This is a genomic window from Pigmentiphaga humi, from assembly GCF_900606115.1.
GTDB lineage: Bacteria > Pseudomonadota > Gammaproteobacteria > Burkholderiales > Burkholderiaceae_B > Pigmentiphaga > Pigmentiphaga humi.
This window is the reverse complement of sequence record NZ_UWPJ01000006.1, coordinates 109,194-116,413: the sequence shown is the minus strand read 5'-3', so window position 1 is coordinate 116,413 and position 7,220 is coordinate 109,194. Positions and strand designations below refer to the sequence as shown.

Annotated in this window: 7 protein-coding genes; 5 read left to right on the top strand and 2 right to left on the bottom strand. The window is 69.6% G+C overall.

The genetic code is table 11. The features are described from left to right. The 5 genes from PIGHUM_RS24065 to PIGHUM_RS03330 form a co-directional block, all read left to right on the top strand. The coding region (locus PIGHUM_RS24065; RefSeq protein WP_222929205.1) for a hypothetical protein at positions 1–215 on the top strand (215 nt) is incomplete at its 5' end. Between the two features lie 62 nt (positions 216–277). Next, positions 278–778: a sigma-70 family RNA polymerase sigma factor gene (locus PIGHUM_RS03345; protein WP_124077841.1), complete on the top strand. Its 501-nt coding sequence runs from the start codon at positions 278–280 to the stop codon at positions 776–778. Positions 779–785: 7 nt separating this feature from the next. Further along, positions 786–1,793: a FecR domain-containing protein gene (locus PIGHUM_RS03340; RefSeq protein ID WP_124077840.1), complete on the top strand. Its 1,008-nt coding sequence runs from the start codon at positions 786–788 to the stop codon at positions 1,791–1,793. 88 nt (positions 1,794–1,881) lie between these two features. Further along, the gene (locus tag PIGHUM_RS03335; protein WP_124077839.1) at positions 1,882–4,380 is read left to right on the top strand and encodes a TonB-dependent siderophore receptor; all 2,499 of its coding nucleotides are present in this window, start codon (positions 1,882–1,884) and stop codon (positions 4,378–4,380) included. A 27-nt stretch (positions 4,381–4,407) separates the two neighbouring features. Next, complete coding sequence (locus tag PIGHUM_RS03330) at positions 4,408–5,514, top strand: PepSY-associated TM helix domain-containing protein (protein ID WP_124077838.1); 1,107 nt, start codon at positions 4,408–4,410, stop codon at positions 5,512–5,514. Positions 5,515–5,575: 61 nt separating this feature from the next. Here the strand turns inward: PIGHUM_RS03330 and PIGHUM_RS03325 are convergent, their stop codons facing one another. Together PIGHUM_RS03325 and PIGHUM_RS03320 are read right to left on the bottom strand one after the other, a co-directional pair. Continuing rightward, positions 5,576–6,448 carry an alpha/beta fold hydrolase gene (locus tag PIGHUM_RS03325; RefSeq protein ID WP_124077837.1) on the bottom strand — a complete coding sequence of 291 codons (873 nt, stop codon included), beginning with the start codon at positions 6,446–6,448 and terminating at the stop codon, positions 5,576–5,578. 3 nt (positions 6,449–6,451) lie between these two features. Then, entirely contained in the window at positions 6,452–7,204 is a 753-nt protein-coding gene (locus tag PIGHUM_RS03320; RefSeq protein ID WP_124077836.1) for an enoyl-CoA hydratase/isomerase family protein, read from the bottom strand. Positions 7,205–7,220: the final 16 nt, after the last annotated feature.

The window sequence follows — 7,220 nt, the reverse complement described above, 5'->3', positions numbered from 1 at the left end:
GGAAGACTCGGCGGAAAGGCATGCGGCGGAAGCACGACTCTACCCATCCTCGATCCGTTGCGAAGCTAGGCGAAATTGTCCTGCAGGATAGTTTCGTCACTCCGCATGCTCGAAAGGCCGAGGCGCTGCTCAAGTCCGGCGCGCCTCTGGCCTATTGCGCCGGCCCAACGGTCGAGCATCGCCGTCTTTACCTATTTTCCGGCACCTATCTATAATCATAACAATTCTCATTTCACACTACTCCGCCAGCCTGGCCGCCAGGCATGGAACCCATACCGTGGCCGCCGCCGATATTCCGCCTACGCAGCAAGTCGAAAGCCTGTACGCCGACCATCACGGTTGGCTGCTGGGCTGGCTGCGCCGCAAGCTCGGCGACTCTTTCGCCGCCGCCGACCTGGCGCACGATACCTTCGTGCGGGTGCTGGCCAAGGAGGCGCTGCCGGTCATCCACGAGCCGCGCGCGCTGCTGACGACCATTGCCAACGGCCTGGTGATGAACATGCGCCGCCACCAGCGCATCGAGCAGGCGTTCCTGGATGCGCTGGCCCAATTGCCCGAGCCGCTGTCCCCTTCGCCCGAGGCCCGGGCGATACTGCTGGAAACCCTGGTGGCGCTGGACAAACTGCTCGACGGCCTGCCGCTGCGCGTGCGCCAGGCCTTCCTGATGTCGCAGCTGGACGGGCTCAAGCAGAGCGAGATCGCCGCACGGCTGGGGATTTCCGTCCCCACCGTCAAACGCTATGTGGCGCGCGCGCTCGAGCAGTGCTGCTTCGGGTAAAGCCGACATGTCCCCGCCCCCTTTCATCGCCCTGGCCGACGACCGCGGCGCCCCCATTCCCGCCGATGTCCGCCGCCAGGCGGCCTGTTGGCTGGTGGAGCTGCAATCCGACGACGCCTCGGAGGATCTGCGCCAGCGCTGGCGGCGTTGGCGCGCCGCCCATCCCGACCATGAGCGGGCATGGCAGCGCATCGAATCCTTCGGCGGCACGCTCAGAGGCCTGCCCCCGCCGCTTGCCCATGCCACGCTGGCAAGCGGCAATCCGGCGCGCCGCCAGGCGCTCAAGACCATGGCCATGCTGCTGCTCGCCGGCGGCGGCGCCTGGTTCGCAGAAGAACATGCCCCGTGGGGCCACTGGACCGCCGACCATCGCACCGGCACCGGCGAACGCGCCCGGCTCACGCTGCCGGACGGCACGCACGTGGAGCTCAACAGCGGCACCGCCGTCGATGTCCGCTACACCGCGACCGAGCGCATGCTGGTGCTGCGCGCCGGCGAAATCCTCGTCGCGACCGCCCACGATCCGCAGCCGCAGTCCCGTCCTTTCCTGGTGCGCACCGCGCAAGGCAGCGCACGCGCGCTCGGCACGCGCTTCACCGTGCGCGATCCGGATGCCGCGGGCGCCAGCCGTGTCGCGGTGTTCGACGGCGCGGTGGAGATCCGGTCCGGCCGCAACAGCGACGCCGCGCTCGTGTTGCGGGCCGGCACGCAAGGCTCTTTCACGCGCGACGACGTCCGGGCCGATGGCGCGGCGGACGAGAACGCCATGGCCTGGACCCAGGGCATGATCGTGGCCCAGGACATGCCGCTGGCCCGCTTCCTTGAAGAACTCGGCCGCCACCGGCCGGGCCGGCTGGCCTGCGATCCCGCGGTCGCCGGCCTCAAGGTGAGCGGCACCTATCCGCTGGCCGACACCGACCGCGTGCTGGACATGCTGGCCACCACGCTGCCGGTCCAGGTGCTGCTGCGCACCCGCTATTGGGTCACGGTACAGCCCGATCCGCGCCGAATCTGATCCCTTTCCGTTTCTCGCGGGGCAATGAAAGTAAGAGCCGCTTTTTCACCGCCGGCCACTTTCGATTGCCCTCCAAGGAACCTACATCATGGATCCAGTCCGGTCCCACACCCGCCGGCAACGCCCTGCCTCTCCTGCTTCGCTGCGCAGCCTGAATCTGCATGCCCTGGCCCGCGCCATTACGCTTGCCGCGGGCGCGCCGCTGTTCGCCGCCGCGATCCCGGCCGCCTACGCACAGGCGGCCGAGCCGGCCCGGACCTACGACATACCGGCGGGTCCGCTGGTGCAGGCGCTCAACCGCTTCGGCCGCGAAGCCGGGGTGATGCTGTCGTTCACGGCCGAGCAGACCCGCGGCCTGCAAAGCCCCGGCCTGCGCGGCAGCCACAGCGTGCCGGCGGCGTTGCGCGCGCTGCTCGCCGGCACCGGCCTGGAGGCCGTCGCCCAGGCCAACGGCGGATACGTGCTGCGCGCGGCGCCGGTCGCCGCAGCGCCTGCCGCCCCCGCCGCCTCCACGCTGCCCGAGATCGCGGTCACCGGCACGGTGGACCGCGAAACCGCCGACGGCCCCGTCCAGGGCCTGATCGCCAGCCGCAGCGCAACGGCGACCAAGACCGACACCCCGCTGCTCGAGACGCCGCAGACGCTGACGGTCATCCCGCGCGAGCAGCTCGAATTGCAGGAGGCGTCCACCGTCACGCATGCACTGCAATACGCGCCGGGCGCGCTGGCCTCGTTCGGCGCCACCAATACCCATTCCGACGTGGTGCAGACGCGCGGCTTCTATCCGCGCGATTATCTGGACGGCCTGCGCCTGCCGTTCAGCCAGTACAGCGTGGCCGTCCCCCAGTTCGATCCCTACATGCTCGAGCGCATCGAACTGCTGCAGGGGCCGGCCTCGGTGCTGTTCGGCCAGAGCTCGCCCGGCGGCATCCTCAACATGGTGAGCCGCCGCCCCCAGGCCACGCCTTCCCACGAAGTCCTGCTGCAGGGCGGCAATTTCGACCGCCTGCAACTCGCCTTCGACACGACCGGCCCCATCGACGACGAGGGCAAGCTGCTGTACCGGCTGACCGGCCTGGCGCGCGGCAACGACGGGCTGAACGATTTCTCGCACGAAAAGCGCCGGCTGATCGCGCCGTCCTTCACGTGGCGGCCGTCGGCGGACACGTCGCTGACGCTGCTCACCCACTATCAGCACGACGATCTGATCCCGCAGTACCAGGCGCTGCCGGCGGCCGGCACGCTGCTGCCCAATCCCAACGGCCAGCTGCCGCGCGAACGCTTCTCGGGCGAGCCCGGTTGGGACCGCTTCGACCGCAAGCAATACGGCATCGGCTACGCGCTGGAACATCGCCTGAATCCGGACTGGACGCTGCGCCAGAACGTGCGCTACACCAGTGTCGACGTCACCACCCGGGCCATGGCGGCCGCCGCCCTGGGGGCAGACCAGCGCACGCTGACGCGCGTGGCCACGATGGGCCAGGCCCAGGGCAGCGTCCTGGCGGTCGACAACCAGGCCCAGGCCCGCTTCTCGACCGGCGGCCTGGACCATACCCTGCTGCTCGGCGTGGACGTCATCCGGCAGCGCGACGATTACCGCTTCGCCTCGCAGCTGGCCTCCGATCTCGATCTCTACGCGCCGGTCTACGGCAGTCCCATCCCGGCGCTCGCGCCGCGCCTGTCCACCCTCCAGGAGATGACCCAGGTCGGCCTCTATGCCCAGGACCAGATCCGCACCGGCCGATGGGTGTTCACCGTAGGCGGCCGCTACGACCGCGCCGATGCCGACACCGACAACCGCGTGGCGGGCTCGACCGTCTCGCGCTCGGACAAGGCTTTCAGCGGGCGGATAGGCGTGAACTATCTGATGGACGGCGGCATCGCCCCGTATGCGAGCTACTCCACCTCGTTCGAGCCCACACTGGGAACCGACTTCGACGGCACGCCTTTCGAGCCCACCAAAGGCCGCCAGGCGGAAGTCGGCGTCAAGTACCAGCCCGAGGGCGGCAACCTGCTGCTGACCCTGGCCGCCTACAAGCTGACCCAGAGCAATGTGCTGACCCCCGACACCGCTGCCGGCCATACCGGTTTCTCGGTGCAGACGGGAGAAGTCGAGATCAACGGCATCAGCGCCGAGGCGCGCATGCAGCCGGTGCGCAACGTCAGCCTGATCGCCGCCTATGCCTACACCGATTCGGAAGTCACGCGCGCCAATCCCAATTCCGCCGGCGTCTCGCTGCAGGGCAAGCCGCTGTCCCGCACGCCGCGCCACACCGCCTCGCTGTGGGCAGGCTATCACTTCACCTCCGGCCCGCTCGACGGCTTCACCGCCGGCATGGGCGTGCGCTACCTGGGTTCGAACTACGCGGACACCGCCATCAGCATGCGCCTGCCCTCGCTGACCTTGCTCGACATGGCGCTGCACTACGACTTCGGCCGCGCCAACCCGGCGCTGCCGGGCTGGAAACTCTCGCTGGGGGTCGCCAACCTGGCGGACAAGCAGTACGTCAGCTATTGCCTGAACACGGTGCAATGCTTCTGGGGCCAGCCGCGCACCTTCCAGGTCACGCTGCGCAAGCGCTGGTAAGGCCTGCGACGTGGAGCCGACACGCGGATGAAATCCTCGACCCTGCGCGCCTGGTCCTGGCTGCACAAATGGAGCAGCCTGGCCGGCACCGTCTTCCTGTTGCTATTGTGCGTGACCGGCCTGCCGCTGATCTTCCACGATGAGATCGAACATGCGTTCGAGGCGCCGCTGGCCGGAACCGGCGAGATCGTCCGCCCGGCCGCGGGCGCCGGTCCGCCCACGCTGGATGATTTCATCGCCCATGCGGCCGGCCGAGGGCTGGGCCGGCACGTCAATTTCGTGCTGCTCGAAGATGGCGAACCCTATGTGCAGGTCGGCACCTCGGACAGTCTCGACCGCGAGCACGGCGGCCACACCCATTGGTACGAGCGCGCGACCGGTGCCGTGCTGGAAACGCCGGGAACCGAGCCCGAGGGCGTCGTCGGAATTTTCATGGAGGTCATGCTCAGGCTGCACACCGACCTCTACGCCGGACTGCCCGGCACGCTGTTCCTCGGCGCGATGGGCGTGCTGCTGACGGTCGCTCTGATTTCCGGCGTGGTGCTCTACGCGCCGTTCATGCGCAAGCTTTCGTTCCGCACGATCAGGCGCCGCAGCGCGCAGCGCACGCGCTGGCTGTACTTCCACAACGTGCTAGGCCTGGGTACCGCGCTCTGGGTCGCCGTCATCGGCCTGACCGGCACCATCAACGCCCTGGAACTGCCGCTCGGCCAGCTATGGCGCGCCGATCACCTGCTTCCCATGATCCAGCGCCATGCGGCCGACCGGCCTCCCGCCACGCTCGCGCCGCTCGCCGACGTACTGGCCGCGGTCCACGCCGCCGCGCCCGGCACGGAACCGGCCAGCATCATTTTCCCGGGCATGACGGTGAGCGGCCCCCGCCACTTCCTGGTGATCGCCCACGGCAACCGGCCGGCCACGCGGCAGCTCATCCATACGGCGCTCGTCGATGGCCAGACCGGCCGGCTGGCCGAGCACGCCGCCATGCCCTGGTACGTCCAGGCGCTATCGCTGTCGCAGCCGCTGCATTTCGGCGACTACGGCTGGCTGTCTCTGAAAATACTGTGGGCCGTGCTGGACGTGGTGGCCATCATCGTGCTGGGCAGCGGGGTGTATCTGTGGCTGCGCCGGTGACGCTGCCGCGCCGGGGCCGGGCGCGAGACCCGGCCGGAGCAGAAAGAAGCTTTGCCGCCACTCAGGCCAGCAGCGCCCGCAGCGCAGCGACCAGCGCCAGGGGCTGATCCAGCATCAGATAGTGATAGGCCTGCGGCACCACGACCGGCCCGCGTCCGTGCCTCAGGCACGCCACGATGCGCTCGGCTTCCTGCTGCCGGACGACGGTGCTGAATTCGCCCCGCACGTAGTCCACCGGCACGTCCAGCCCGCCCAGCACGACGGCGGCGTCCGGCTCGTGCGGGCCGGGCGGCAGGAAGGGATCGAACTTCCAGAGCCAGCCGTCTCCCTCGCGCCGCAGGGAATGGCGGGCAATGTGGTCGACCAGGTAGCCGTTGTCGCAAGGCTGGTCCGGCGTCAGCCGGTAGCGCGCCCGCGCGCTGGCGTAATCGGGATAGGGCTCGGTGCGCGGCCGCCGGGGCGTGCCGGCGCTGCTGGGCGGGCTGTCGGCGAAGCGGCAGATGCTGTCGACCGCGATCACGTGCCGGATCAGGCCGGGAAACTCCGCGGCGGTCCGCAGCGCGCGGGCGCCGCCGAAACTGTGCCCCACGACGGCTGCCGGCCCCAGCCCCGCATCCTCGATGACCGCGGCGATATCCTGCGCGAAACCGAGGGCGCTGTAAGCCTCCCGGCGGCCGCTGTCGCCCATGCCGGCAAGATCCATCGCCACGACCCGGTACCGGCCGGCGAAGTACGGCGCGATGCCATCCCAATAACGGGCATGCGCCCGGTAGCCGTGGACGAACAGCAGGCCCGGCAGCACGCGGCGTTCGAGCCCCCACGCCAGATAGTGCAGCCGCGCGCCCCGCGACGTGACGAAATGCGAGGCGCCGGGCGTGGCCACGGCGCGCTCGAACCAGGCGGGCAGGGCTGGCGCGGATGTATCGTCCGCCATCGGTCAAGCCATCCTGGCGCGCGGCTGCGCGCCGCCGCCGACTACCGCGGCATGGCGGCTGGATTGTTCGATATCCAGGCGGGCCTGCGCCACCGCTTGCAGGTGCCGCGCGATGGTCGCCCGCCGTTCGGCCAGCACCAGGCGCTTGGTGAGCCGCGTGGCATGCTGGGAGTTGCCCGCCAGCAAGCGCGCCGTGGCGAGCGCATCGCCGAAGCTGTCCGGCGCGATCCGGTTCACCAGCCGGATCTGCCGCGCCTCTTCGGCATCGTAGGCCCGGCCCGTCAGCATGATCTCGAGCGCGGCCGCCTCTCCCACGATGCCCGGCAGCGTGATGTCGCTGATGCCGGACAACATGCCGTGTTCGACCTCGGGGAACGACAAACGCGCCTGCGGCGCCGCCACCCGGATGTCGCAATGGATCGCCAGGGTGAGTCCGAAGCCGACGACGTAGCCATGCAGCGCCGCCACCACCGGCTTGGTCAACTCCAGGCCGACGGTCGGAATGGCGTCGGCAAGGGCGTCCGTGCCCACCGTCTTGCCGGTGCGCTTCATTTCCTTGAAATCCGAACCGGCGCAGAACGCCTTGGGACCCGCGCCGCGCACCACCAGCGCGCGCACCTCGTCGCGCGCCTCGGCCTGGCGCCAGACGTCGGCCAGCGCCGCCTTGTGGTCCGGATCCAGTGCATTCAGCCGCTCGGGCCGGTTCAGCGTCACGACGTAGACCCCGTCGCCCGCCGCTTCGAAATCGATACTCATCCTGCTCTCCACAACA

Bases quoted from the DNA above. Each gene is read 5' to 3' on its own strand.
- PIGHUM_RS03340 (WP_124077840.1), top strand. From the start codon at position 786: ATGTCCCCGCCCCCTTTCATCGCCCTGGCCGACGACCGCGGCGCCCCC.
- PIGHUM_RS03335 (WP_124077839.1), top strand. From the start codon at position 1,882: ATGGATCCAGTCCGGTCCCACACCCGCCGGCAACGCCCTGCCTCTCCT.
- PIGHUM_RS03330 (WP_124077838.1), top strand. From the start codon at position 4,408: ATGAAATCCTCGACCCTGCGCGCCTGGTCCTGGCTGCACAAATGGAGC.
- PIGHUM_RS03325 (WP_124077837.1), bottom strand. From the start codon at position 6,448: ATGGCGGACGATACATCCGCGCCAGCCCTGCCCGCCTGGTTCGAGCGC.
- PIGHUM_RS03320 (WP_124077836.1), bottom strand. From the start codon at position 7,204: ATGAGTATCGATTTCGAAGCGGCGGGCGACGGGGTCTACGTCGTGACG.